The sequence below is a fragment of the Halorubrum halodurans genome, from assembly GCF_002252985.1.
GTDB classification, from domain to species: domain Archaea; phylum Halobacteriota; class Halobacteria; order Halobacteriales; family Haloferacaceae; genus Halorubrum; species Halorubrum halodurans.
On the sequence record NZ_NHPJ01000090.1, the window covers coordinates 1 to 211 of the forward strand.

Below are 211 nucleotides of genomic sequence, written 5' to 3' on the forward strand. Positions count from 1 at the left end.
CCCGAGATCCCTCCTCGACCCGTCCTCGAGAACCCCTCCGTGACCCGACCGAGAGAACAGAGCTATACCCGCGGCGGGGCTCTCACCCCGTATGAAACAGGCGATCGTCGCCCGCCGGGATCTCGGCATGGGCGAGGGGAAACTCGCCGCGCAGGTCGCACACGCGTCGCTGTCGGCCTACGAGGACACGGGCCGCCGGAGCCGCAAGAAG

Annotated in this window: 1 protein-coding gene; it reads left to right on the plus strand. The window is 69.2% G+C overall.

Annotation, left to right across the window (positions count from 1 at the left end):
• Positions 1-91 precede the first annotated feature (91 nt).
• On the plus strand, positions 92-211 hold a 120-nt coding region (locus tag DJ70_RS09175), incomplete at its 3' end, for a peptidyl-tRNA hydrolase (RefSeq protein ID WP_275542351.1).